Genomic DNA, 22308 nt, shown 5'->3' on the forward strand with positions numbered 1-22308 from the left:
ATCGATGCCGACGACCGCGTACCGGCTCGGTAACGATGACCGAGCGCTCCCGCGGGGTTCAGCGGGCCGCCAGAGCCCGGACGCCGCCTACAGCCACTTGGAGACGAGGTGCTCCGAGGCGATACGACGTAGCGTGCCGGAGGCCCCGCGCAGGACGACGCTCTCGGTGTAGACGTACCCGCGCTCACGGCGCACACCCGCGACGAGCTGACCGTCGGTGACGCCGGTCGCGACGAAGATCGTGTTGTTGCCCTGGACGAGGTCGTCCGCCTCGTAGATGCGATCCATCTCCAGTCCCGCGTCGATCCCCCGCTGGCGCTCCTCGTCGTCGCGCGGCCACATCCGACCCTGGATGTGACCGCCGAGGGCCTTGATCGCGCACGCCGTGACGATCCCCTCGGGGCTTCCGCCGATGCCCACGCACATGTCGGTGCGCGCATCGTGACGTGCCGCGTTGATGCCGCCCGCGACGTCGCCGTCGCTCATGAGCCTCGTCCCCGCCCCGGCATCCCGGATGTCCTGGATCAGCTGCTCGTGACGCGGACGGTTGAGCACCGACACCACGATCTCGTCGACGGGCTTCTCGAGAGCCCCCGCCAGACGGCGGATGTTCTCGCCGATGGGCAGGCGGATGTCGACCACGCCCACGCCGGCCGGACCGGTGACGAGCTTGTCCATGTAGAACACGCTGGACGCGTCGAGCATGGTGTCGCGGTCCGACACCGCGATGACGGAGAGGGCGTTCTGCCGACCGGCGGCGGTCAGCGAGGTCCCGTCGATCGGGTCGACCGCGATGTCGCACATCGGCCCCTCGCCCGTGCCCACGACCTCGCCGTTGAAGAGCATCGGGGCGTTGTCCTTCTCCCCTTCGCCGATCACGACGCGCCCTTGGAAGTCGACCGTGCCGAGGAAGGCGCGCATCGCGTCGACGGCCGCACCGTCCGCGGCCTCCTTCGCGCCGCGGCCGATGAACGGCACCGCACGGATCGCCGCGGCCTCCGTGGCGCGCACCAGCTCCATCGCGAGGTTGCGGTCGGGACGGAGGGGGCTCAGATCAGCAGTCAGACTCACCATGCGGCCAGCCTAACGACGCAGCATCCTGTTCCCGCGGGCTTTCGGCCGATCCGGTGCGAAGGATCAGCGTTTCTTAACACCACAGCAGGACGGAGTCGCCGTCCCGGCACCCCGCCCTCCGGCATCCGCAGTCCTCCCCCGCTAGAGTGACTGCTGTCCCGGCTCATCTATCGCAGGAGTTCTCATGCCCGTCGCCACCCCGGATCAGTACGCAGAAATGCTCGACCGCGCGAAGGCCGGCGGCTTCGCGTACCCCGCGTTCAACGTCTCCAGCTCGCAGACCATCAACTCCGTCCTCCAGGGTCTGACCGAGGCCGGCTCCGACGGCATCATCCAGGTCACCACCGGCGGCGCCGACTACTTCGCCGGCCACACGGTCAAGGGCCGCGCGACCGGCGCCCTCGCCTTCGCCCGCTTCGCGACCGAGGTCGCCAAGAACTACCCCGTCACGGTCGCGCTGCACACCGACCACTGCCCGAAGGACGCTCTGGGCGGCTTCGTGGAGCCTCTCATCGCCGCCTCCGAAGACGAGGTCAAGGCGGGACGCAACCCGATCTTCCAGTCGCACATGTGGGACGGCTCGGCCGTGCCGCTCGCCGAGAACATCGAGATCGCGAAGGACCTGCTGCCGCGGATGAAGGCGATCAACGCCATCCTCGAGGTCGAGATCGGCGTGGTCGGCGGCGAGGAGGACGGCGTCCAGCACGAGGGCTCCAACGAGGCGCTCTACACGACCTTCGCCGACGTCGACCAGGCCGTGCAGGCTCTCGGTCTCGGCGAGCAGGGCCGCTACATCGCCGCTCTCACCTTCGGCAACGTCCACGGTGTCTACAAGCCGGGCGGCGTGAAGCTGCGCCCCGAGCTCCTGGGCGAGATCCAGGCCGAGGTGCAGGCGAAGTACAACACCGGCGCGAAGCCGCTCGACCTGGTCTTCCACGGCGGCTCCGGCTCGACCGACGAGGAGATCGCCACGGCCGTCGCCAACGGCGTGATCAAGATGAACATCGACACCGACACGCAGTACGCGTACACGCGTGCGATCGCCGACTACATGTTCAAGAACTACGACGGCGTCCTGAAGGTCGACGGCGAGGTCGGCAACAAGAAGCAGTACGACCCGCGCGCCTGGGGCAAGATCGCCGAGACCGCCATGGCGGCTCGCGTCGTGGAGTCGACCCGCCAGCTCGGCTCCTACGGCCAGTCGAAGAGCTGACGAATCCCGTCACGACGAAGGGCGTCCCCGGTCGGGGGCGCCCTTCTCGTCTGTCCGGCTCGGGTCGCCGGAGCGTGTCAGCAGGTCAGCCGCGGGCGAGCTGATCCATATAGGCGACGAAGGCCGGGTCGCCCATCATCGGGACCGCGATGCAGGCCGAGGCCACGCCGACCGTGATGACGGCGCCGACGATCGGCACCCACCACGTGATCCGACCACGCCGCAGCCGGCGGATCGACAGCCCCGCGGTCGCCGCCCAGCCGACCGCGAGCACGACGGCGGCGATCGTTCCCCAGACCCGGCCCTGGGCGAAGTTCGTGAACTCGCCCTCGATGCCGAGCATGGCCATCGTCTGATTCATCACACTCGAGGGGTCGAGATACGACAGCCCGGTCACGATCACGTTCACCAGCCCGTAGGCGAGCAGCGCGATGGTGACCAGCCGGTCGATCGGATGCGGTCGCTTCGGCGACTCGGCGCGACCTGCGTCGCCGGCGGGGGCATCCGTCGGCGCGGGCGAGGCCGCGGGCACGGTCTCGGCGAGGGGCGGCAGTCCGGCCGCGCGACGCTGTTCCTCGGGCGTCGCGAGTTCGCCGTACTGCGGACGCTGCTCGGTCACGCGCGATCCTCAGCCGCGTCCGACCGCGGCGCGTCCGCCGAGCGCACGGGCGTCGCGCTGGCCGGTGGAGTCCTGACGCAGCTCCTTCGGGAGCGAGAACATCAGGTCCTCCTCGGCCGTACGGACCTCTTCGACGTCGCGGTATCCCGCATCGCCGATCGCGTCGAGCACCTCGCGCACGAGCACCTCGGGCACCGAGGCGCCGCTGGTGACGCCGATGGTCTCCACGCCGTCGAGCCACTCCTGACGGATCTCCTCCGCGTAGTCCACGCGGTACGCGGCCTTCGCCCCGTACTCCAGCGCGACCTCGACCAGGCGGACGCTGTTCGACGAGTTCGCCGAGCCGACGACGATCACGAGATCGGCACCCACGGCCACCTTCTTGATCGCGACCTGGCGGTTCTGCGTCGCGTAGCAGATGTCGTCGGACGGCGGATTGTGCAGCTCCGGGAAGCGGGTGCGCAGACGGTTGACGGTCTCCATCGTCTCGTCGACCGAGAGCGTGGTCTGCGACAGCCACACGACCTTGTTCGGGTCCTTGACGACGACCGTGTCGGCCTCGTCGGGCGAGTTGACGACGGTGACGTGATCGGGCGCCTCGCCGGCGGTGCCCTCGACCTCTTCGTGCCCTTCGTGACCGATCAGCAGGATCTCGAAGTCGTCCCTCGCGAAGCGGACGGCCTCGCGATGCACCTTGGTGACCAGCGGGCAGGTCGCGTCGATCGCGTGCAGGCCGCGGTCGGATGCCGCGTCGACGACGGCCGGCGAGACGCCGTGGGCGCTGAAGACGATGTGCGCGCCCTCGGGAACCTCGTCGACCTCCTCGACGAAGATCGCGCCCTTCGCCTCGAGCTCGGTCACGACGTGGATGTTGTGCACGATCTGCTTGCGCACGTACACCGGGGCTCCGTAGCGCTCGAGCGCCTTCTCGACGGCCACGACGGCACGGTCCACGCCGGCGCAGTACCCGCGCGGAGCGGCGAGCAGCACCCGCTTGTGTCCGGCCACCGGGTTATCCTGAAGCCGCCCGGCCGCCGCACGCACTCGTGGGAGGCGGGGGATGGGGAGATGAACGGCAGTCGAAGTCACTCCTCGATTCTACCGGTGCCCACCCTGGCAAAGGCCGGGAAACAGGCGGGCACCGCAACCCAGAGCGAGAGCGCATGACAGTCTTCGAAGCCGTCACCGGCCCCGGCGAGGCACCTCCGGCGGATGCCGTCGCGCCCCGGGATTCCACCGCGGATGCTCCGACCTCGGTCGCCCGTCTGAACGCCACCATCCGCGACTTCGTCGCCCGGTGGAACACCGTCTGGGTCGAGGGCGAGATCACCTCGTGGAACGTGCGCGCCGGCAACGTCTTCGCCCGCCTCAAGGACGTGCAGTCCGACGCCCAGATCTCGATCCGCATCTGGTCCAGCGTCCGCGGCCGCATCCCGACCGACCTCGGCGTCGGGGACCACGTCGTCGCGGCCGTCAAGGCCGACTACTTCGTGAAGGCCGGCGACTTCAGCTTCGCCGTCTCGGCCATGAAGCACGTCGGTCTGGGCGACCAGCTCGAGCGACTGGAGAAGCTGCGGATGCAGCTGCGCCGCGAGGGGCTGTTCGATCCCTCGCGCAAGAAGCGCCTGCCGTTCCTGCCGCACGTGATCGGCCTCATCACCGGCGAGCGCTCGGATGCTGAGAAGGACGTGCACCGGAACGCCGAGCTCCGGTGGCCGCAGGTGCGCTTCCGCACCGAGTACGCCGCGGTGCAGGGCGACCGCTGCGTGCCCGACACCCTCGCCGCCCTGGCCCGCCTCGACGCCGACCCCGATGTCGACGTCATCATCGTCGCCCGCGGCGGCGGCGACCCGCAGACCCTGCTCGGGTTCAGCGACGAGCGCCTCGTGCGCGCCGTCGCCGCGGCATCCACCCCCGTCGTCAGCGCCATCGGCCACGAGAACGACCATCCCCTGCTCGACGACGTCGCCGACCTGCGCGCCTCCACCCCGACCGACGCGGCCAAGCGCGTCGTGCCCGACGTCGGCGAGCAGCGCGCCCTGATCGCGCAGCTGCGGTCGCGCGCCACCAGCCGGGTCATGCAGCGGGTGTCACACGACATCGCGCAGCTCGAGCAGCTGCGGTCGCGGCCCGTGCTGCGCTCCCCCGACCCGCTGATCGACGGTCGGGCGCAGGAGATCTGGCTGCTGCTCTCGCGCGGACGCGACACGCTCACGCGCCACCTCGACGCCGCCGGTCGGCGCACGAGCGAGCTGCGGGCCTCCCTGCGGGCGCTCTCCCCCGCCGCCACGCTGGCGCGCGGCTACGCGATCGCCCACCTCGACGGCGGCGTGATCCTGCGGGATGCAGCGGATGCCCCCGCCGGCGCCGCGCTCACGATCACCGTCGACCGCGGTTCCGTCGCCGCCCGGTCGGAGGGCGAGATCGCCGAGGCTCCCTGACGCTCTCCCGCCGAACCGACCGGCGGGACCGCACGACGTAGGATGGAGGGGTGAGCGCGCTGAACGATACCCCTGTCGAGACGCTGACGTTCGAGGCCGCCCGCGACGAGCTCGTCACCGTGGTCGCGGAGCTCGAGCAGGGTGCGCCGACCCTCGAGCAGTCGCTCGCCCTGTGGGAGCGCGGAGAAGCCCTCGCGGCACGCTGCGAGGAATGGCTCCTGGGCGCCAAGCGGCGCCTCGAGGCCGCGCGCGCCGCCGCGAGCGACGAGAGCGGATCGTGAACAAGCCCGCCCCGATCGTCGCCGAGCTCGGGCGTCCTGAGACGCCGGAGGAGACCGCCGCCCGCAAGGCCGCGTCCAGCAAGGCCTACCGCTCGAGCCAGAGCGTGCGCAACCTCATCGCCGCACTGCTCGCGACCCTCGCCGTCCTCGTCGTGATCATCTTCGCGGTGCCGCGCGGCGAGCCCGCGGCTGCGCCCTCCGTGGATCTCCCCGGCATCGCGGCCGATGTGGAATCGACCGTGGACAGCCCCGTGGTGGTGCCCGAGACCGGGGACTTCTGGCGTGTCAACGCCGCAGAGCTCGTGGGCGGCTCCCCGGTCGTGTGGAACATCACCCTGGCGCCGGCGGCCGACGACGAGCGCGGCTTCGTCAAGATCGCGCAGGCGTTCGACGCCGACGCCTCCTGGGCGCCTCAGCAGCTCGGCGGCACGGCTCCGACCGACACGATCCGGATCGACGGGATCGAGTGGGACGTCTACACCCCCGGCGGCTCCACGGCCGACCAGAACGTCTCCTACGGCCTGGGCACCCAGGCGGGCGACGACTACGTGCTGCTGTACGGATCGCGCTCCGCCGATTCCACCGCCGACCTCGCCGCATCGCTGGTCCCCCAGATCCGCTCACTCACGGAGGCCCCATGAGCCACGACCTGACGCCCGCCGCCGCCTGGAAGCAGATGCAGGACGGCAATCGCCGTTTCGTGGCCGACGAGCCCCGGCATCCGAATCAGGACGTCGCCCGGCGAAAGGATCTCGCCGCGGCCCAGAACCCGGTGGCCACCCTCTTCGGATGCTCGGACTCGCGTCTCGCCGCCGAGATCATCTTCGACCTCGGCCTCGGCGACCTGTTCGTGGTGCGCAACGCCGGACAGGTGATCGGGGAGTCGATCGTCGCCAGCCTCGAGTACGCGGTCGCGGTGCTGGACGTGCCGCTCATCGTGGTCCTCGCCCACGACTCGTGCGGCGCCGTGCGCGCGGCGATCGACGGCACCGCCATCGACGCCGCTCCCGTGCCCCCGCACATCTGGAAGCTGATCGCGCCGATCGTCCCGGCCGCCCGGAAGGTGCTGGCGGAGAGCGGCGGCACCACGGTCGCCGAGATCGACGCCGAGCTCGTCGGACGCGAGCACCTGCGCAACACCGTCGCGGACCTGCTGCAGTCGTCCGAGATCATCAGCACCGCCGTCGCCGAGGGCCGCCTGGGCATCGTCGGCGCCAACTACCGTCTGGCCGAGGGCACGGCCGTGCCCGTCATCACCGTGGGGATCGACCCCGAACCGCAGGAGGGATCGGAATGACCGACACCGAGTACCGCATCGAGCACGACACCATGGGCGAGGTGCGCGTGCCCGTGAACGCGCTCTACGGGGCGCAGACGCAGCGCGCCGTGGAGAACTTCCCGATCTCGGGCAAGGGACTGGAGTCGACGCAGATCGCCGCCCTCGCCCGCATCAAGAAGGCCGCGGCCCTTGCGAACAAGGAGCTGGGCACCCTCGACGGCGCCATCGCCGACGCGATCGCCCAGGCCGCCGACGAGGTCGCCGCCGGCCGCCATGACGGCGACTTCCCCGTCGACACGTACCAGACCGGTTCCGGCACGTCGTCGAACATGAACATGAACGAGGTGCTCGCGACGCTGGCGACCCGCATCCTCGGCGCGAACGTGCATCCCAACGACCACGTGAACGCCTCCCAGTCGTCCAACGACGTCTTCCCGACCTCGGTGCACATCGCCGTCACCCAGGCGCTCATCGACAGCCTCATCCCCTCGCTCGACCACCTCGCGGTCGCTCTCGAGGCGAAGGCCGAGCTGTGGAAGGACGCCGTCAAGTCCGGGCGCACCCACCTCATGGACGCCACGCCCGTCACGCTGGGCCAGGAGTTCGGCGGCTACGCCCGCCAGATCCGGCTCGGCATCGAGCGCGTGCAGTCCGCCCTCCCCCGCGTCGCCGAGGTCCCGCTCGGCGGCACCGCCGTGGGCACCGGCATCAACACGCCCCTCGGCTTCCCGCAGAAGGTCATCGCGCTGCTCGCGGCGGAGACCGAGCTGCCCATCACCGAGGCGAAGGACCACTTCGAGGCCCAGGCCAACCGCGACGGCCTGGTCGAGGCGTCCGGCGCACTCCGCACCATCGCGGTGTCGCTGACGAAGATCAACAACGACCTCCGCTGGATGGGCTCGGGCCCCAACACCGGTCTCGGCGAGCTGCACATCCCCGACCTGCAGCCCGGCTCCTCGATCATGCCGGGCAAGGTCAACCCCGTCGTGCCGGAGGCCGTGCTGATGGTGTGCGCCCGGGTGATCGGCAACGATGCAACCGTGGCCTGGGCCGGAGCGTCCGGCGCCTTCGAGCTGAACGTCGCGATCCCCGTCATGGGCACGGCTCTGCTCGAGTCGATCCGCCTGCTCGGGAACGCCGCGCGCGTGCTCGCCGACAAGACGATCGACGGCCTGCAGGCGAACCTCGACCGCGCCGCCGCCTTCGCGGGCATGAGCCCATCGATCGTGACGCCGCTGAACAAGCTCATCGGCTACGAGGCGGCGGCGAAGATCGCGAAGCACTCCGTCGCCCAGGGCATCACGGTGCGCGACGCGGTGATCGACCTCGGCTACGTGGAGCGAGGCGAGCTCACCCTGGAGCAGCTCGACGAGAAGCTCGACCTGCTCTCGATGACGCACCCGGGCTGACCCCCGCGCTCTTCGGAACGCCGGCTCCCTCTCGGGGCCGGCGTTCCGTGTTCCCGGACGCCTCGGCCGCAACGCCAGGTGCCGCAGGTTCCGGGGGCCGCCACTGCCGCTGGCGCCATCCAGGCGGCGATCCGTCGCAGCGCTCATGCGTGAGCCCGCCGTTCGGACGTCACCTTCCCGACGGTCCGGGGGACGAAACGACGGATGCCGGACCGATACCGCTGTTCGATCCGACATCCGTCGTTCCCGCGCCCGGCGTGCGGGGGCGCGGCGGGGTGGGCTAGCTGAGCTCTCCGCCCTCGAGGAGTTCGGTCACGAGGGCCGCGATGGCCGACCGCTCGGAGCGCGTGAGGGTCACGTGCCCGAACAGGTCGTGGCCCTTCAGCGTCTCGATGACGCTCGCGATGCCGTCGTGCCGGCCGACGCGGAGGTTGTCGCGCTGACCGACGTCGTGGGTGAGGATCACCCGCGAATTCTGCCCCATGCGGCTGAGGACGGTCAGGAGCACGTTGCGCTCCAGCGACTGGGCCTCGTCGACGATCACGAAGGCGTCGTGCAGCGAGCGTCCGCGGATGTGCGTCAGCGGCAGGACTTCGAGGATGCCGCGCTCGACGACCTCCTCCATCACGTTCCCCGACACGACCGAGCCGAGGGTGTCGAACACGGCCTGGCCCCAGGGACCCATCTTCTCCCCCTGGTCTCCGGGGAGGTATCCGAGCTCCTGCCCGCCGACCGCGAACAGCGGCCGGAACACGATGATCTTCTTCTGCTGCTGCCGCTCGAGCACTGCCTCCAGCCCGGCGCACAGGGCGAGGGCGGACTTCCCGGTGCCCGCCCGGCCGCCGAGCGAGACGATGCCCACCTCGGGGTCGAGCAGCAGGTCGATCGCGATCCGCTGCTCGGCGGAGCGGCCGTGCATCCCGAAGATGTCGCGGTCGCCGCGCACGAGCCGGTACTCGCCGTCGCCCGTGACCCGGCCGAGGGCGGACCCGCGCTCCGAGTGGATGATGAGCCCGGTGTTGACGGGAAGCCCGCGGGCCTCTTCGCTGATCCCGACCTCGCTCTCGTACAGGTCGCTGATGTCGTCGCCGGAGAGGTCGAGGGTCGAGATGCCCGTCCACCCGGAGTCCACGGCCTGCTCGGCGAGGTACTCCTCGGCGCGCAGTCCGAGAGAGGCGGCCTTGACCCGCATCGGAAGGTCCTTGGAGACGATCGTCACGTCCTGGCCGTCCTGGGCGAGGTTCATCGCCACCGACAGAATGCGGCTGTCGTTGTCGCTGAGGCGGATGCCGGCGGGAAGCACGGAGGTGTCGGCGTTCGCGAGCTCGACGCGGAGGGTCCCTCCGTCGCCGACCTCGACCGGGAAGTCCAGGCGTCCGTGCTCGACCCGGAGGTCGTCGAGGTGGCGGAGGGCCTGGCGCGCGAAGTAGCCGATCTCCGGATCGTGCCGCTTGCCCTCGAGCTCCGTGATCACGACCACGGGGAGCACGACGGAGTGCTCCGCGAAGCGGAAGAACGCCTGCGGATCGCTCAGCAGCACCGACGTGTCGAGCACGTAGGTGCGGAGATCCTGATCCGGCTGTGTGGAGCCGGCCTGCCTCGTCGACTGACGGGTTGCCTGCTGCTGCGCTGTACGTGTGGTCACGACCCACTCCCGACCCGGGGAATCCCGGCTATGCCAACGAGTCGACCTGGGGCCACGAGTCGCTTGCCTGTGGCCGACTCGACCGGGCGCCGTGCCCGATGCCTTGAAGGTACGACCTGCCGTCGACATTTCGACGGCTCGACACGCCGCGATTCGTTACGGCTGGATGAACGGCCGGCGACGCGCCGGGACGCGCTCCCTCTGCGGGCGGCGGAGAGGAAGCGGGAGTCAGCGTCCGAAGCGGCGGTCGCGGTCGGCGAAGTCGCGCATCGCGCGGAGGAAGTCGACCTCGCGAAGGTCCGGACCGAGCGCCTCGACGAAGTAGAACTCGCTGTGCGCGCTCTGCCACAGCAGGAAGTCGCTCAGCCGCTGCTCGCCGCTCGTGCGGATGACGAGATCGGGGTCGGGCTGCCCGCCGGTGTACAGGTGCTCCCCGATCATCTCGGGCGTGAGCTGCGCCGCGAGGTCTTCCATCGTGCCCCCGGAGGCCTCGTGCTTCACCAGGATGCTGCGGACGGCGTCGACGATCTCATTCCGACCGCCGTACCCGACGGCGAGGTTCACGTGGAGCCCGGTGTGGTCCTTCGTGCGCTCCTCGGCCTCCGCCAGCACGCGCGCCAGCTCGGGAGGGAGGATGTCGGACCGGCCGACGTGCTTGACGCGCCAGTTCCCCTCGCGGGAGAGCGCTTCGGCGAGCTCGGCGATGATCTCGATGAGATCCTCCAGCTCTGCCGTGTCGCGCTTGCGCAGGTTGTCGCTCGACAGCAGGTACAGCGAGACCACCGCGACGCCGAGCTCGTCGCACCAGCCGAGGAACTCGCGCATCTTCGCCGCTCCGGCGCGGTGCCCCTCCGCCGCCGAGGCGTACCCCAGCTGGCGCGCCCAGCGCCGGTTGCCATCGATCATCATCGCGACGTGATGCGGCACGACGGTCGGGTCGAGGTGACGCCGCAGCCGATTGCTGTAGAGCCGATACAGCGGCCCGCGCCCCTGGTTGTCCCGTGACATCACCGTCCTACGCTACCGCCTCGGCGGCGGAACGCCAGGCGCGAGCACCCGGGATATGTACGGCTGGCGGCATGACCCCGCGCCTAGAGTGAGACGGTGAGCACCCCCGAAGACGCCGGCCCCGACCTCCCTCAGCTCCCCCTGCAGGAGGCGGCCGCGGTCGATGCCGCCGTGGAGATCCGGCCGACCTGGCGCGGGTGGATCCATGCAGGCACCTTCCCGGTCGCGATCGCCGCCGGAGTGGTGCTCATCGTCCTCGCGCAGGGCGCACCGGCGAAGTGGGCGGCCGCGGTCTTCATGGCCACGTCCCTGCTGCTCTTCGGCAACTCGGCCGTGTACCACCGCTTCGACTGGGGCCCCAGGGTCAAGGCCGTGCTCAAGCGCATCGACCACGCCAACATCCTGCTGCTCATCGCCGGCACGTACACGCCGATCGCCACCCTGGCGCTTCCGCCCGAGAAGGGCGCGCTCCTGCTCGCGCTGGTCTGGGGCGGCGCGATCCTCGGCATCCTCTTCCGGGTGTTCTGGATCAACGCGCCGCGATGGCTCTACGTCGCCCTGTACCTGCTGCTCGGCTGGGCGGCGGTGATGTACATCGTCGACCTGTTCCAGGCCAATCCGGCGATGATGGTGCTCGTGATCGTGGGCGGGCTGCTCTACACGGGCGGGGCGATCGTGTACGCGCTCAAGAAGCCGAACCCGTGGCCCGGACGCTTCGGCTTCCACGAGATCTTCCACGTGTGCACCGTGCTGGCGTTCCTCTGCCACTGGGCGGCGTGCCTGCTCATCGCGCTCGCGCCGCTCTCTCCGTCTCTCGGCGCCGCCTGAGCGGCCGGCGCCGGACGGATCAGGGGGTGCGCGGGTCGTCATCGCCCTCGCGGGCGATCGGCAGGTCGGCATCCGTCTCGGTCGCCTCGTCGGCGGCCTGCGCGGCCTGCTCGGCATCGAGCTCCTCGCGCACCTCCTCGCGGTAGCGGACGCGGCGGATGCGGCGGTTCATGTCCCAGATCAGGAGGATCACCGCGATCAGCACGATGACGATGGCCGCGAATCCGACGAACCCGGGGGTGACGGCCTCCGGGTCGACGGTCATCGTGGGCGTCGGCATCGGGGTCTCGGTCAGAGCGAGCATGAATCGGCCTTTCGTACGCAGGTCGCATAACCTGGTATCTCCAGCCTAACGATCGGATGACCCGCCCCGTGACGACGCCAGAGCAGCTCGACGACCGCTACGGACGCGGGCGCACCCGACGGACGCCGTGGATCGTCGCCGGCGCGATCGCGGTGCTGGCCGTCGGCGCGTACGGCTGGATGACGGTGACGCAGTCCATGAACTCGGTCGACGCGGATGATCTGGGCTTCGTGCTCGTCGACGAGCACAGCGTCGACGTGCGCTTCCAGGTGAGCGGCGTGCAGGGCAAGGACGTGGTGTGCATCGTCGAGGCCCTCGACGAGGAGTTCGGTGTGGTGGGGTGGAAGGTCGTGGAGATCCCCGACGTCGCCAGCCATTCCCAAGCCCAGTCCGCCCGGGTGCCGACCGTCTCCGCCGCCACCACAGGTTTGGTGAACACCTGCTGGGTCGCCTAGACTCGACGCAGACAGACGACGCCCTGGCACCGTGCCGGGGCGTCTTGGCATATCCCCCGCGGTGCGCGGGCGCGATCCGAAAGAAGGAGCTTCGTCATGTCCACGGACGCTCAGGTTCCCTTCCTCACGCAGGAAGCGTACGACCGGCTCGTCGCCGAGCTGGAACACCTCTCCACGACGGGGCGCGACGAGATCGCGAAGCGCATCGAGGCCGCCCGCGAGGAGGGCGACCTCAAGGAGAACGGCGGCTACCACGCCGCGAAGGACGAGCAGGGCAAGCAGGAGGCGCGCATCCGCACGCTCGAGAACCTGCTGAAGACCGCCAAGGTCGGCGAGGCTCCGGCGAGCCGCGGCGTCGTCGAGCCCGGCACCGTCGTCACCGCCCTCGTGGCCGGCGGCGAAGAGGTCTTCCTGCTCGGCAGCCGCGAGATCGCGGTCGGAAGCGACCTCGACGTCTACAGCGAGGCGAGCCCCCTCGGGCAGGCCATCCTGGGTCTGAAGGTCGGCGAGAAGTCGTCGTACGAGGCGCCCAACGGCCGCTCCATCTCGGTCGAGATCGTGAACGTCGAGACCTACACGGGTTGACCGCCCCCGCACGCGAAGACGCCCCTCCCGCCGCACGGCCGGAGGGGCGTCCTGCGTACGGCCCGGGTCAGTCCGGGACGACCATCGGCTCGAAGCCCGCTCGACGGAGCGTGTCGAGGGTGAGCTCGGAGTGCTCCGGACCGCGCGTCTCGACACTGAGCTCGAGGATGACGTCGCTGATCTGCAGCCCGTGCCCGTGACGCGTGTGCGAGGCCTCGGTGACGTTCGCCCCGGCCTCCGCGATGAGTTCGGACACGCGGGCGAGCTGCCCGGGACGGTCGGGCAGGGGGATGCGGATCGTGAGGTACCGGCCGGATGCGGCGAGCCCGTGCGAGACGACGCGCTGCAGGAGCAGCGGGTCGATGTTGCCGCCCGAGAGCACCGCCATGGTGGTGCCCGCGCTCTGGACCTTGCCCCCGAGGATCGCGGCGACCCCGGCCGCTCCCGCCGGCTCCACGACGACCTTCGCCTGCTCCAGCAGGATAAGGATGGCGCGTGCGAGGTCGTCGTCCGACACGGTGACGACCTCGTCGACGAGATCCTTGATGATGTCGAAGGGGATGGCGCCCGGGCGGGCCACGAGGATGCCGTCGGCGATCGTGGGGCGGGTCTCGATGTCGACCGGCCGCCCGGCCCGGAGCGAGGGCGGGATCGCGGCGGCGTTCTCGGCCTGCACGCCGATGATGCGGACCTCGCGTCCGAGTTCGGCCGCTCGCGCTTTCACGGCCGCGGCGACGCCCGCGATGAGCCCTCCGCCGCCGATGCCCAGCACGATGGTCTCGACGTCCGGGGCGTCCTCGAGCAGCTCCAGACCCAGGGTGCCCTGCCCGACCACGACGTCGCGGTGGTCGAACGGCGGGATCAGGACGGCGCCGGTGCGCTCCGCGAAATCGGCGGCGAGCCGCAGCGAGGTCGCGACCGTCTCGCCCTCGAGCACCACCTCGGCGCCGTAACCTCGGGTGGCGAGCAGCTTCGGCACCGGGACCCCGAGGGGCATGAAGATCGTCGCGGGGATGCCGAGGGCCTGAGCCGCCAGCGCGACGCCCTGCGCGTGGTTCCCGGCGGAGGCCGCGACCACTCCGCGCGAGCGCTCCTCGGCGCTCAGGCGGGAGAGCCGGTAGGCCGCGCCGCGGATCTTGAACGAACCCGTGCGCTGGAGGTTCTCCATCTTGAGCACCACTGGCACGCCGAGGATGTCGGAGAGGGCGCGGGACGGCAGCGTCGGTGTGTGCGAGATCACCTCGGCCAGACTCTGAGCGGCGTGCTCGAACTCTGTCAGGCTGGGGACTTCGCTCATCGAATACTCCTTCTCCGCTGACGCGGGACTGTGCTCCAGATCAGATCCGCCTGCGGGGTCGCGCCCGTGCGCCACGACCCGGTGCTGATGGTCACGGCGGCGACGTTGACGAAGGCCGCCAGCGGCACCGCGAACAGGGCTCCGGGGATGCCGCCGATCATCGACCCTCCGGCGACCACGAGCACGACGGCCAGCGGGTGCACCTTCACGGCGGATCCCATGAGGATCGGCTGCAGCACGTGGCCCTCGAGCTGCTGCACGCCGAGGACGACGAGGAGCATCGCGAGCGCGATCCAGACGCCGTTGTAGACGAGGGCGAGCAGCACTGCGATGGCTCCGGTCACCACCGCGCCGACGATCGGCACGAACGATCCCAGGAACACCAGGACGGCGACGGGCAGGGCCAGAGGCACGCCGAGCAGAGCGGCGCCGGTGCCGATCCCGACGGCGTCGATCGCGGCCACGAGCAGCTGCGTGCGCGCGTAGTTCACGATGGTGGTCCAGCCGTTGCGACCGGCCCCGTCGGCGGCGGGGCGCGCCGCCCGCGGGAAGATGCGCAGGGTCCAGCGCCAGATCCCGGCGCCGTCGGCGAGGAGGCAGATCAGGATGAACAGCGACAGGACGGCGCCGGTCACCACGTGCGCGGCGGTCGTACCCACCGCGAGCGCTCCGTTGAGCAGGAACTGCGCCTGCTCGTCGACCAGTGCGAACCCCTGGTCGATGTAGTTCTGGATCTGCGTCTCGGTGAGGTGGAGCGGACCGTTGAGGAGGAACTGCCGGAAGTCCTCGATCGCCGCGCCGGTGCGCTCCTGCACGTCCGGCAGCTGCGCTCGGATCTGCCAGACGACGAGCCAGAGCAGGACGGTCACGATCGCGATCGTGCCGAGGATGGAGACGGCGACGGCCGCCCAGCGGGGCACCCGGTGGCGGATCATCCAGTCGAACGCCGGCCACAGCAGGGCCGTGACGAGGATGCCGACCATGAGCGGGATCACGAGCAGCTTGAGCTGGATGACGATCCAGATGAACCCCGCGACGACGGCGGCGATGAGCAGCAGCCGCCAGGCGTAGCCGGCCGTGATGCGCAGCGGCAGCGGGACCGCCTCGTCGGCTTCGGTGGTCACCGTCCGGTCGGTCGGGACCGGACGCGGGCGGAGGATGTCCCTCAACCGCGGTCGCTGCTCTTCGCTCATCGCCCAAGTCTACGGCGGCACCGGGACGCGCCCGATCATCATGTCGGCGGCCGACGATACGCTGGCCCCCGTGACAGAGACGCTCAGCAGCGCACAGGCGAGGCGCATGGCACTGGCCGCCCAGGGGTTCAGCCGAGCCCGTCCGGCGGCGGTCTCCGCCCGCCACGTCCACCGCGCGATGGAGCGGCTGGGCGTGCTGCAGATCGACTCGGTGAACGTGTTCGCCCGGTCGCACTACCTGCCGCTGTTCTCGCGCCTCGGCGCGTATGATCCCGCTCTGCTCGACCGCGTCTTCCTCTCGCGGACCACGCACTACGTCGAGTACCTGGCGCACGAGGCGACCTTCATCCCGATCGAGGACTGGCCGCTCTGGCGCTTCCGCATGGAGGACTACCGCCGTCGGTGGGCGAAGCCGGATTCCTGGCCGAGCCAGAACCCGCGCACGCTGGCATGGGTGCAGGACGAGCTGCGCGACCGCGGGCCGCTCCGTCCCGTCGACCTCCGCGAGGACGCCCCCCGCGAACGCGGGACGTGGTGGGACTGGGACGACGTGAAGCTGGCGCTCGAGCACCTCTGGCGCACGGGCGACGTCGCGATCAGCGGACGCAAGGGGTTCGAGCGCACCTACGCGCTCGCGGAGCACGTGATCCCCGCCCCCGTGCTCGCACGACAGGTCGACCGCGCCGATGCGATCCGGGAGCTCATCCGGCGTGCGGCGCGCTCCTCGGGCGTCGCCACGCAAGCGGACCTGGCCGACTACTACCGCATCCGCGACCGTGCGACCGTGTCGTCCGCGCTCGAGGCACTCGTCGACGAGGGGGAGCTCGCTCCCGTCCGCGTTCGCGGGTGGGAGCGCGGCGGGCGGCCCCTCGCCGCCTGGCGTCACCGCGACGCCGTCCTGCCGCGTCAGCTGGACCGCGCAGCCCTGCTGACGCCGTTCGATCCGGTGGTGTGGTTCCGCGACCGTGCGCTCCGGGCGTTCGAGCTGGACTACCGCATCGAGATCTACGTCCCGGCCGAGAAGCGCCGGTACGGGTACTACTCGCTCCCGGTGCTCGTGGGCGATCGGATCGTCGCCCGCGTCGATCTGAAGGCCGACCGTGCCACGTCCACCTTGCAGGTGCAGTCGGCCTGGTGGGAGCCGCAGGCGACTGCTGCGGATGCCGAGCCGCTGGCCCGGGAGCTGATGCTGGCCGGCGCCTGGCAGGGGCTGGAGAACCTGTCGGTGTCGGGGTGGGGCGATGCCGCGGACGCGGTGCATCACGCCCTCGTGCCTCTCGGCGGGGCGGTGCGCCGCCATGTCCACGCCCGGGAAGCGCCCGTCCTCACCACGGAGCCGGCATGAGGCGGCGCCGAGGAGTGCTCCTGGCGGGCGGCGCGGCGCTGCTGGTCATCGCCGCTGCGGTCATCTGGCTGCGGGGATCGTCGGATCGGCCGATCTCCGCCGAGGAGGCGGCGACGACCTATCTCCGGGCTCTCGAGTCGGGTGACCCGGCGGCCGTCGAGTCGACCGGGATCGACGTCTCGGATGCCGCGCTGACGGCGTTCCGTGACGCGGAAGCGCTGATCGAGGATGCCGAGGTCGTGTCCGTCGATCAGGAGGGCCGGACGGCGACGGCCCAGGTGACCTTCACGCTCGACGGCACGCCGCACGAGGCGACGCTCTCGCTCGCGCGGGAGTCGGATCGCTGGCGTCTCGGGGAGAGCGCGCTGGGCGCTCTGACGCCGTCGACCGCGATCGGGGACTCCGTGCGCATCGGCGACGCCGTGCTCCCGGCATCCGAGCGCCTGGCTCTGGTCCCGGCTGCGTACGCGGTGACGGCGGCGCCTCCGGCCCTGCTGTCGGGAGCGAACGACGCCGTCGTGCTCCCGGGCGCGGCCACCGAGATCGCGATCGATGCGGCACTCCGCCCCGCTGCGACCGAGGCCGCCCAGGAGCAGCTCGACGCGCTGCTCGAGACCTGCGCGTCGTCGAGCGATCCCGCGCCCGAGGGATGCGGGATCCGCCTGCCGTGGGGCGCCGAGTTCCGCACCGTCGCCGAGGTGAGCTACCGCATCGACGCCGAACCGGTCATCCGGCTCGAGCCGGACGGATTCACCTCGGACGGCGGCGTGCTGGTGGCGACGGTCACGGGGACGGGTCTCGACGGGGCCGAGCGGACGGCCACTTATCGGACCGAGGACTGGTCGGTGCGCGGCGATGCGACGTTCACCGGGACCGGGATCGTTCTCGACCCCTGGTGACCCGCTGCGAGCGCGCGCCGCCGCCGAGGGCAGGGGCGCGGCTCGCCCTCAGAACTGGACGCGCGGCGGCTCGGAGATCGCGCCGCTGTCGGCCACCTCGAAGAACTCGCGCTCGGTGAAGCCGAGGCCGCGCGCGAAGATGTTGTTCGGGAAGACCTTGATCTTGGTGTTCAGCTCGCGCACCCCGCCGTTGTAGAAGCGGCGCGCGGCCTGGATCTTGTCCTCGGTGTCGACGAGCGCCTGCTGCACCTGCAGGAAGTTCTGACTGGCCTGCAGCTGCGGATAGGCCTCGGCGACGGCGAAGAGGCTGCGCAGGGCCTGCTGCAGGTGCCCCTCGGCGATACCGGCCGCGCCCGGGCTGCTGGCGGAGAGGGTCTCGGCGCGCGCACGGGTGACGTTCTCGAAGACCGCCTTCTCGTGCGAGGCGTAGCCCTTGACGGTCTCGATCAGATTCGGGATCAGGTCGGCACGACGCTTGAGCTGGACGGTGATGCCGCTCCATGCCTCGTCGACGCGGACGTTCAGCTGCACGAGCGAGTTGTACGTGGCCCACAGGTAGATCCCGACTAGCAGGATCACACCGACGATGATCAATACCGGCACGAGCCATTCCATCAGAGGCCCACCCTTCCTCGTGTTTGTCTCATCCTATCCACGGCTCCTGCACGTCGACTGGGCGCCGATTCCTGGCCGGAGCGGGCGGATCACGGGCCGAGGACCCGGTCCAGATAGCGGTTGCGGAACGCCCGTTCCGGATCCAGACGGTCGCGGACGGCCAGGAAGTCGTCGAAGCGGGGGTACCGTTCGCGCAGCTGCTCCGCGTCGAGGGTGTGCAACTTTCCCCAGTGCGGGCGTCCGCCGTGCGCCAGCATGATCTCCTCGACCGTCTCGAAGTACGCGGTCGGGTCGGCGCGCCAGTAGCGGTGCACCGCGATGTAGGCGCTGTCACGGCCGTACGCGGTCGAGAGCCAGCGGTCGTCCGCGGCGGCGAACCGGACCTCGAGGGGGAACTCGATCCGCCACCCGCGCTGCTCGATCACCGACGTCACCTCCCGGAACGCCGAGACGACGTTCTCCGCCGGCACGGCGTACTCCATCTCACGGAATCGCACGGTGCGCGACTGGGTGAGCACGCGGTGCGAGTGGTCGGTGTAGGCGCGGTCCCCCGTGAGCCGGACGGCGAGTCGATTCACGGGGGGCGTGAGGGCGGGGACCAGCTGTCCCACCGCGCACGTCGCCCGGTACACGCCGTTGGAGAGAAGGGTCTCATCCACCCATCGACCGACGAGCGGCAGGGGCTTGCGCACGCCGGACTCCGGCAGGCGCTTCTGGCGTTTCGTGAGGGCGACCTCGGTATGCGGGAACCAGTAGAACTCGAAGTGATCCGCTGCCCGCACCCGGTCGTGCAGGGAGGCGAGCACGTCGCTGAGCGGGGCCGGCTGGTCGACGGCCTCGAGGAGGAACGCCGGCACGCACTGCAGCGTGACCTCCACGATGATGCCGAGCGCGCCGAGGCCGAGGGCCACCGCGGGCAGCAGGTCGCTGTTCTGCTCCCCGTCCACCCGCAGGAACTCGCCGGCGGCGGTGACGAGGGTCATGCCGACCACCTGCGCGGCCAGGCCGCCGAAGCCCGCGCCCGTTCCATGCGTGCCCGTCGACAGCGCACCGGAGATCGACTGCCGGTCGATGTCCCCGAGGTTCTCCATCGCGAGGCCGTACCGCGCGAGGAGACCCGGGATCCGATGCAGCCGCGTGCCCGCGAGGAGGGTGACGAGGCCGGTCTCCGGATCGGCCGACACGAGTCCCTGCATGTCGTCGAGCTCCAGCAGCACGCCGGGGGCGATCGCGATTCCCGTGAAGCTGTGCCCGGACCCCACCGCCTTGATCGGCAGTCCCTGGGCTCTCGCGGCCTTCACCGCCCGCTGCACGCCCTCGGGGGTGCGCGGCCGTTCGACCCGCGCGGGCCGGACCGATGCCGACCGCCCCCAGTTCTGCCAGGTGCCGCCCATTCTCGTCACAGGAACGCCTTCCCCTCGCCGCGATACGTCGGCAGCTCGTCCACGACCTCGTCGCCGGCGACGAGGTGATAGGTGTCGATGCGCTCGGCCGGCTCTCCGCTCTTCGCGTGCCGGAACCACACGCGGTCGCCCACGCCGAGCCGGGTCGCCGCCGGGCCCTGGAGCGGCGTCTGGACCTCCCCCGCGGCCTCGCGCGGCAGGGTGCGCAGGCCCTCGGGCCAGACCGGACGGGGCTGCCGCGAGGCGACGGCCGGCCCGGAGGCGATCCAACCGCCGCCCAGGACCGTCGCGATGTCGGGGGCGGGGCGGCGCACCACGTCGAAGGCGAAGGCGGAGGCGGGCGCCGGCCGGAACGACCGATAGCCGTCGAACAGATGCCCGCCGAGCAGTCCGCTCCCGGCGCTCGCCTCGGTGAGCGACTCATCGCTCCCCGTGAACTCCAGCGAGCCGGTGCCGCCGCCGTTGAGGAACTCCAGGGGCGCGACCGCCGTCACCGCGGCGACGATGGCGGCACGGCGTTCGCGGAGCTCCTGGCGCGAGCGTGCCTGCACGGCCCGGATGAGCGGGGCATCCGCGCCGGCGGCGTCGCCCTGACCGGCGATCTGGGCGTCGTACATCTGCAGCCCCACCAGGCGGAAGCCGCGTCGTGCGACGACCGTCCGCGCGAATGCGGCGACCTCTCCCGCCGTGAAGAGGGCCGATCGCCGCACGCCGATGTGCCCGAGCAGCGCAGACTTCCACGACGCGTCGACGTCGATCGCGACGCGGATCTCGGGGCGCCGGTCGGCGGGCGCGACGCTGTCGATCAGGTCGAGGTGCACCGGGTCGTCGATCATCAGCGTGATCCGCCGTGCGGCCTCGTCGTCGGCGAAGAGCTCTTCGAGCGCGCCGCGGTCGACCGTCGGGTAGCCGAGCACGATGTCGTCGTGGTCCCGTGCGAGCCAGAGCGCCTCACGCAGGGTGAAGGCGAGGATGCCGCGGAACCCCGGCAGCGCCAGGACGGCCTCGAGCACCGCCCGCACGCGCACAGACTTCGAGGCCACACGGATCGGCAGCCCTCCCGCCCGGACGAGCAGGTCCATCGCGTTGTGGCGGAGCGCATCGCGGTCGATGACGCCGACCGGTGCGGGAAGGTGCGCGGTCGCGGCGCTCAGTCGCGGCCAGTACCGCGCCGGGTCGTGCCACTCGGGGGCTGCCGCGGGGCGGGGGTCGGAGCTCACTCCGTCTGCGAGGTCGAGCACTCCCCCACCCTACGGCTCCCGGACTCCGGTTCACAGAGTCTGGGACCGAATCGCACGGACCCGGCGCGGCTAGGCTGGCGCACGGGCCCCCGTAGCCCAATGGCAGAGGCAGGCGACTTAAAATCGCTTCAGTCTGGGTTCGAGTCCCAGCGGGGGCACGCCGCGCCGCGGCATCCGCCGACCCTACCGGCCGAAGAGATCGCGGATGTCGGGCAGCCCGAGGTCGCCCAGCCGCTCCCCCCAGCCGGACGCCGCCTCGCCCGCCCCCGCGACGGCCTCGCCGGCCGAGCCGAGGAGGCCATCCGCCGCCCCCGTGAGGCCCTCGACGTCGACGCCGCCGACCAGCGCCTCGGCATCGATCCCCTGCGCCCAGGCGTCGAAGTCGACGCCGAGCCCGGCCGCCTGTTCGAGGAGCGGACCGGCAGCGGCGCTGAGCACGGCTCCACCCGCCACCGCTCCCAGCACTCCGACGGCCGCGCCGCCCGCGACGCCCGCCACGCCGGCTCCCCCGACGCGCGCGAGGATGCCCTTCATGCGCCCGGGACGGGCGGCTTCCGCGCGTCCCGCGGCGCGGGCGAGGTGCTCGGGCGAGGCGGATGCGGGGCGATCGTGCGCGGGGAACTCGGCGCTCATCCGCTGCTGCACCTGAGCGCGCTGATCCGGGGTCAGCCGGGCGAACGCCTCGCGGTGGATCTCCTCGACGCGGTGCGGGTCCGCCGTCTGGAGGAGGTAGTCGTAGCGGGCGATCGCCGCCCGGTCCGCGGTCGACGCGCGCGAAGACGGACGCGCGGAGGCGGGCGCGGGCGGCGGTGCGTATCCACCGGGCGTGGTGGGTCTCGCGGCAGAGGCCGCGGTGGGCGGCGCCGGGTCCTGCCGGGCCGGGCGGCGGTCCGGCAGCGGCGTCCCGGAATGCGTGGTCTTGTCGAGGGCCTCGGCCGCGAGGCCGAGCAGTCGGGAGAACCGTCCCATGGTGAGAATTCCTTCGTGTCGGCCGCACCACCGGTCCCGACACGTCGAGGCGCAGGGGTCGCGGCGGTCCGGCATCCGGACGCCAGGTCTCCTCCACCCCGAGGGGCCGATGGGCCGGGACACGACGACATGTCCGTAATGACGACACCACCGCAGACGGGAGTACTCCCCTTGCCCGACCGACGCTATCCGGCCGACCTATGAA

23 protein-coding genes and 1 tRNA gene are annotated in these 22308 nt (G+C 71.2%); 12 read left to right on the forward strand and 12 right to left on the reverse strand.

Annotated features, from left to right (window positions below):
• Positions 1–87: 87 nt before the first annotated feature.
• On the reverse strand, positions 88–1074 hold the full coding sequence (gene glpX, locus AB3M82_RS03540) for a class II fructose-bisphosphatase (RefSeq protein WP_412955603.1): 987 nt from the start codon (positions 1072–1074) through the stop codon (positions 88–90).
• 184 nt (positions 1075–1258) lie between these two features.
• Here glpX and fbaA point away from each other — a divergent pair, with 184 nt between their 5' ends.
• Positions 1259–2287: a class II fructose-bisphosphate aldolase gene (gene fbaA, locus AB3M82_RS03545; protein WP_412955604.1), complete on the forward strand. Its 1029-nt coding sequence runs from the start codon at positions 1259–1261 to the stop codon at positions 2285–2287.
• 85 nt (positions 2288–2372) lie between these two features.
• On the opposite strand, the gene AB3M82_RS03550 is transcribed toward fbaA, so the two are convergent.
• Together AB3M82_RS03550 and AB3M82_RS03555 are read right to left on the reverse strand one after the other, a co-directional pair.
• Positions 2373–2906: a DUF6264 family protein gene (locus AB3M82_RS03550; protein ID WP_412955605.1), complete on the reverse strand. Its 534-nt coding sequence runs from the start codon at positions 2904–2906 to the stop codon at positions 2373–2375.
• Positions 2907–2915: 9 nt separating this feature from the next.
• The gene (locus AB3M82_RS03555) at positions 2916–3968 is read right to left on the reverse strand and encodes a 4-hydroxy-3-methylbut-2-enyl diphosphate reductase (RefSeq protein WP_412957996.1); all 1053 of its coding nucleotides are present in this window, start codon (positions 3966–3968) and stop codon (positions 2916–2918) included.
• Positions 3969–4069: 101 nt separating this feature from the next.
• Between AB3M82_RS03555 and xseA the strand changes: the two genes are divergently transcribed.
• Genes xseA through AB3M82_RS03580 form a run of 5 tightly spaced genes read left to right on the forward strand, consistent with a single transcriptional unit; the run spans position 4070 to position 8316 of the window.
• Positions 4070–5347, forward strand: coding sequence for an exodeoxyribonuclease VII large subunit (gene xseA / locus AB3M82_RS03560; RefSeq protein ID WP_412955606.1), 1278 nt, complete (start codon positions 4070–4072; stop codon positions 5345–5347).
• 50 nt (positions 5348–5397) lie between these two features.
• Positions 5398–5628 (forward strand): exodeoxyribonuclease VII small subunit, encoded by a 231-nt coding sequence (locus AB3M82_RS03565; protein WP_412955607.1) that lies wholly within the window; start codon positions 5398–5400, stop codon positions 5626–5628.
• Positions 5625–6269, forward strand: a complete 645-nt coding sequence (locus tag AB3M82_RS03570; protein ID WP_412955608.1) for a DUF4245 family protein — start codon at positions 5625–5627, stop codon at positions 6267–6269. Before AB3M82_RS03565 ends, AB3M82_RS03570 begins: the two co-directional genes overlap by 4 nt.
• Positions 6266–6925, forward strand: coding sequence for a carbonic anhydrase (locus tag AB3M82_RS03575; protein ID WP_412955609.1), 660 nt, complete (start codon positions 6266–6268; stop codon positions 6923–6925). Before AB3M82_RS03570 ends, AB3M82_RS03575 begins: the two co-directional genes overlap by 4 nt.
• Positions 6922–8316, forward strand: a complete 1395-nt coding sequence (locus AB3M82_RS03580; RefSeq protein WP_412955610.1) for a class II fumarate hydratase — start codon at positions 6922–6924, stop codon at positions 8314–8316. The genes AB3M82_RS03575 and AB3M82_RS03580 overlap by 4 nt, the downstream gene beginning before the upstream one ends.
• A gap of 280 nt (positions 8317–8596) precedes the next feature.
• Here the strand turns inward: AB3M82_RS03580 and phoH2 are convergent, their stop codons facing one another.
• Both phoH2 and AB3M82_RS03590 read right to left on the reverse strand, forming a co-directional pair.
• Entirely contained in the window at positions 8597–9961 is a 1365-nt protein-coding gene (phoH2, locus tag AB3M82_RS03585) for an RNA 5'-3' helicase PhoH2 (RefSeq protein WP_412955611.1), read from the reverse strand.
• A gap of 228 nt (positions 9962–10189) precedes the next feature.
• Positions 10190–10969 carry an isoprenyl transferase gene (locus AB3M82_RS03590; RefSeq protein ID WP_412957997.1) on the reverse strand — a complete coding sequence of 260 codons (780 nt, stop codon included), beginning with the start codon at positions 10967–10969 and terminating at the stop codon, positions 10190–10192.
• A 96-nt stretch (positions 10970–11065) separates the two neighbouring features.
• Here AB3M82_RS03590 and trhA point away from each other — a divergent pair, with 96 nt between their 5' ends.
• Positions 11066–11797, forward strand: a complete 732-nt coding sequence (gene trhA / locus AB3M82_RS03595; RefSeq protein WP_412955612.1) for a PAQR family membrane homeostasis protein TrhA — start codon at positions 11066–11068, stop codon at positions 11795–11797.
• 19 nt (positions 11798–11816) lie between these two features.
• On the opposite strand, the gene AB3M82_RS03600 is transcribed toward trhA, so the two are convergent.
• Entirely contained in the window at positions 11817–12101 is a 285-nt protein-coding gene (locus AB3M82_RS03600) for a hypothetical protein (RefSeq protein ID WP_412955613.1), read from the reverse strand.
• A gap of 56 nt (positions 12102–12157) precedes the next feature.
• Here AB3M82_RS03600 and AB3M82_RS03605 point away from each other — a divergent pair, with 56 nt between their 5' ends.
• Both AB3M82_RS03605 and greA read left to right on the forward strand, forming a co-directional pair.
• Entirely contained in the window at positions 12158–12556 is a 399-nt protein-coding gene (locus AB3M82_RS03605) for a DUF4307 domain-containing protein (protein WP_412955614.1), read from the forward strand.
• A 96-nt stretch (positions 12557–12652) separates the two neighbouring features.
• Entirely contained in the window at positions 12653–13141 is a 489-nt protein-coding gene (greA, locus tag AB3M82_RS03610; protein WP_412955615.1) for a transcription elongation factor GreA, read from the forward strand.
• A 67-nt stretch (positions 13142–13208) separates the two neighbouring features.
• Here the strand turns inward: greA and ilvA are convergent, their stop codons facing one another.
• Positions 13209–14438 (reverse strand): threonine ammonia-lyase, encoded by a 1230-nt coding sequence (gene ilvA, locus AB3M82_RS03615; RefSeq protein ID WP_412955616.1) that lies wholly within the window; start codon positions 14436–14438, stop codon positions 13209–13211.
• Positions 14435–15631: an AI-2E family transporter gene (locus tag AB3M82_RS03620; protein ID WP_412955617.1), complete on the reverse strand. Its 1197-nt coding sequence runs from the start codon at positions 15629–15631 to the stop codon at positions 14435–14437. Before AB3M82_RS03620 ends, ilvA begins: the two co-directional genes overlap by 4 nt.
• A gap of 70 nt (positions 15632–15701) precedes the next feature.
• Here AB3M82_RS03620 and AB3M82_RS03625 point away from each other — a divergent pair, with 70 nt between their 5' ends.
• Positions 15702–16976, forward strand: coding sequence for a winged helix-turn-helix domain-containing protein (locus AB3M82_RS03625; protein WP_412955618.1), 1275 nt, complete (start codon positions 15702–15704; stop codon positions 16974–16976).
• A complete protein-coding gene (locus AB3M82_RS03630; protein ID WP_412955619.1) occupies positions 16973–17875 on the forward strand; it encodes a hypothetical protein in 903 nt (300 codons plus the stop codon). The genes AB3M82_RS03625 and AB3M82_RS03630 overlap by 4 nt, the downstream gene beginning before the upstream one ends.
• Positions 17876–17923: 48 nt before the next feature.
• On the opposite strand, the gene AB3M82_RS03635 is transcribed toward AB3M82_RS03630, so the two are convergent.
• The 3 genes from AB3M82_RS03635 to AB3M82_RS03645 form a co-directional block, all read right to left on the reverse strand.
• The gene (locus AB3M82_RS03635; protein WP_412955620.1) at positions 17924–18490 is read right to left on the reverse strand and encodes a LemA family protein; all 567 of its coding nucleotides are present in this window, start codon (positions 18488–18490) and stop codon (positions 17924–17926) included.
• Between the two features lie 89 nt (positions 18491–18579).
• The gene (locus tag AB3M82_RS03640) at positions 18580–19893 is read right to left on the reverse strand and encodes a D-arabinono-1,4-lactone oxidase (protein ID WP_412955621.1); all 1314 of its coding nucleotides are present in this window, start codon (positions 19891–19893) and stop codon (positions 18580–18582) included.
• Complete coding sequence (locus AB3M82_RS03645; protein WP_412955622.1) at positions 19890–21134, reverse strand: alanine racemase; 1245 nt, start codon at positions 21132–21134, stop codon at positions 19890–19892. Before AB3M82_RS03645 ends, AB3M82_RS03640 begins: the two co-directional genes overlap by 4 nt.
• Before the next feature lie 85 nt (positions 21135–21219).
• Between AB3M82_RS03645 and AB3M82_RS03650 the strand changes: the two genes are divergently transcribed.
• Positions 21220–21292 (forward strand) — tRNA-Leu (locus AB3M82_RS03650).
• Positions 21293–21317: 25 nt separating this feature from the next.
• Here the strand turns inward: AB3M82_RS03650 and AB3M82_RS03655 are convergent.
• Positions 21318–22103 (reverse strand): cation-transporting ATPase, encoded by a 786-nt coding sequence (locus tag AB3M82_RS03655; RefSeq protein ID WP_412955623.1) that lies wholly within the window; start codon positions 22101–22103, stop codon positions 21318–21320.
• Positions 22104–22308 lie beyond the last annotated feature (205 nt).

This window comes from Microbacterium californiense (assembly GCF_047246625.1).
Taxonomy (GTDB): domain Bacteria; phylum Actinomycetota; class Actinomycetes; order Actinomycetales; family Microbacteriaceae; genus Microbacterium.

Coding starts and splice junctions, on each gene's coding strand:
- AB3M82_RS03590 (WP_412957997.1), bottom strand. CDS start 10,969: ATGTCACGGGACAACCAGGGGCGCGGGCCGCTGTATCGGCTCTACAGC.
- AB3M82_RS03620 (WP_412955617.1), bottom strand. CDS start 15,631: ATGAGCGAAGAGCAGCGACCGCGGTTGAGGGACATCCTCCGCCCGCGT.
- AB3M82_RS03600 (WP_412955613.1), bottom strand. CDS start 12,101: ATGCTCGCTCTGACCGAGACCCCGATGCCGACGCCCACGATGACCGTC.
- AB3M82_RS03580 (WP_412955610.1), top strand. CDS start 6,922: ATGACCGACACCGAGTACCGCATCGAGCACGACACCATGGGCGAGGTG.
- AB3M82_RS03630 (WP_412955619.1), top strand. CDS start 16,973: ATGAGGCGGCGCCGAGGAGTGCTCCTGGCGGGCGGCGCGGCGCTGCTG.
- greA (WP_412955615.1), top strand. CDS start 12,653: ATGTCCACGGACGCTCAGGTTCCCTTCCTCACGCAGGAAGCGTACGAC.
- glpX (WP_412955603.1), bottom strand. CDS start 1,074: ATGGTGAGTCTGACTGCTGATCTGAGCCCCCTCCGTCCCGACCGCAAC.
- AB3M82_RS03605 (WP_412955614.1), top strand. CDS start 12,158: ATGACCCGCCCCGTGACGACGCCAGAGCAGCTCGACGACCGCTACGGA.
- ilvA (WP_412955616.1), bottom strand. CDS start 14,438: ATGAGCGAAGTCCCCAGCCTGACAGAGTTCGAGCACGCCGCTCAGAGT.
- AB3M82_RS03575 (WP_412955609.1), top strand. CDS start 6,266: ATGAGCCACGACCTGACGCCCGCCGCCGCCTGGAAGCAGATGCAGGAC.
- AB3M82_RS03635 (WP_412955620.1), bottom strand. CDS start 18,490: ATGGAATGGCTCGTGCCGGTATTGATCATCGTCGGTGTGATCCTGCTA.
- AB3M82_RS03655 (WP_412955623.1), bottom strand. CDS start 22,103: ATGGGACGGTTCTCCCGACTGCTCGGCCTCGCGGCCGAGGCCCTCGAC.
- xseA (WP_412955606.1), top strand. CDS start 4,070: ATGACAGTCTTCGAAGCCGTCACCGGCCCCGGCGAGGCACCTCCGGCG.
- fbaA (WP_412955604.1), top strand. CDS start 1,259: ATGCCCGTCGCCACCCCGGATCAGTACGCAGAAATGCTCGACCGCGCG.